Origin of the sequence: Sediminibacterium sp., from assembly GCF_051861365.1 — a bacterium.
Lineage (GTDB): Bacteria > Bacteroidota > Bacteroidia > Chitinophagales > Chitinophagaceae > Sediminibacterium.
Genome location: NZ_JBHYCW010000069.1, coordinates 1 through 1,358 on the forward strand (window position 1 = coordinate 1; position 1,358 = coordinate 1,358).

2 protein-coding genes are annotated in these 1,358 nt (G+C 41.3%); both read right to left on the reverse strand.

Annotated elements, in window-relative coordinates:
* Nucleotides 1-215: 215 nt before the first annotated feature.
* Nucleotides 216-560, reverse strand: a complete 345-nt coding sequence (locus tag ACTIEV_RS15475) for a DUF6799 domain-containing protein (protein ID WP_309993531.1) — start codon at nucleotides 558-560, stop codon at nucleotides 216-218.
* 72 nt (nucleotides 561-632) lie between these two features.
* The coding region (locus ACTIEV_RS15480) for a hypothetical protein (RefSeq protein WP_439516815.1) at nucleotides 633-1,358 on the reverse strand (726 nt) is incomplete at its 5' end.

Genomic DNA, 1,358 nt, shown 5'->3' on the forward strand with positions numbered 1-1,358 from the left:
AATTTATTGAAGACCTATATATTTCAGAAACAAATAGGAAGATCTCAAGGCCGGGGAAAGATCGAACGGTTTTTCCAAACGTGTGTTTATTAATTATTAGGTTATACGATTGGCAGCAAGCTTATTAGCAAAAGCCGCGGGATATGGGCAAAATTGCAAAAAAAACCCTTACATACTGTTGATAAGTATATAAGGGACCTATGCGGGACAGATTTTTAGTTAGTACCCGATTTTTTAGGTTTATGTTTTTTCATGTCCATGTCCATCTTACCCATTTTCCCATCCATATCGACCATTTCTCCTTCTTTAAGCGGCTTATTGGTACCATCCTTCATCATTACGGTGCCATCTTTCATAATCATTGTTCCGTTTTTCAACGTCATATCTTCGGTCATCGTAGTCATCTCACCGCCTTTCATGACCATCATCTTCCCATCGTGCATCATAACACAATCTTTCATAGATGCATGATGCATTTTATCCATTTTCTTTTCTTTATCCTGTGCATATACAGTAACGGAAAAAAGAATTGCTACCATTAAGGCAAGTAATTTTTTCATTGTTCTCGGTGGTTAAAATTATAATGGAATACTGCTCAATAAGTATGCCTAAGTATTCTCTACTATCAAAATTTACAATAAAATGGATTTCACCAAAATCTGCCCATCGCGTTCAAAAACACAAAGTGAGGTTTTTTTATCAGCTATCAGGGCAAGCTTGGGATATTGACCCTTACCTATCGAAACGGTATTCTGCCCGTTAGCACTGCGAAATTGAATAGCCCCATCCTGTTGCCAGGCAATTGCAGCTCCTTTGCCAGTTTGCAAAATTACAGGGGTACGGCCAACTCCCAGTTTTATTTCCGGCTTTTCGGGCTCGGCTACATAGACATCCAGTTGGCGCCTCCAGACCGTGGTAACTCTCCCATTCTCATCAGCTGCCAAGTCGCCGCCATCCATAGGGCAGCCATCAATCATAAAATCACCTGTTCCAAGTTTTTGGGCTTTGCCAAAATGCTTGCCATTGTCCTTGGAACTGATCAGGTACATGTTTCGGGCTCCATCGAGCTTATTCCGGAACATAACGTGCATACTGCCGTTTTGATCAAAAGACACAGATGGCTTACAGCAGTCACAAATACCTTTCTGATCTCCCTGATAGATCAATTGATTTTTCTCCCAGGTTAATCCGCCATCTTTGGAAAGTGACCCGTATAGATTATTGTTGCCCAGCCGCGTATCCAGCCAAACAGTATATACATCGTTGCCTTTACCAGCACTTAGCCCAGAAAGAGCTTCTTTGGCGGTAGTATCCATATCATTGACCTTCACAGGGGCAGACCATTGATTATCTGAATT

What these genes read in the sequence shown, in the direction of transcription:
- ACTIEV_RS15475 (WP_309993531.1), bottom strand. Translation starts at nt 560, where the DNA reads ATGAAAAAATTACTTGCCTTAATGGTAGCAATTCTTTTTTCCGTTACT.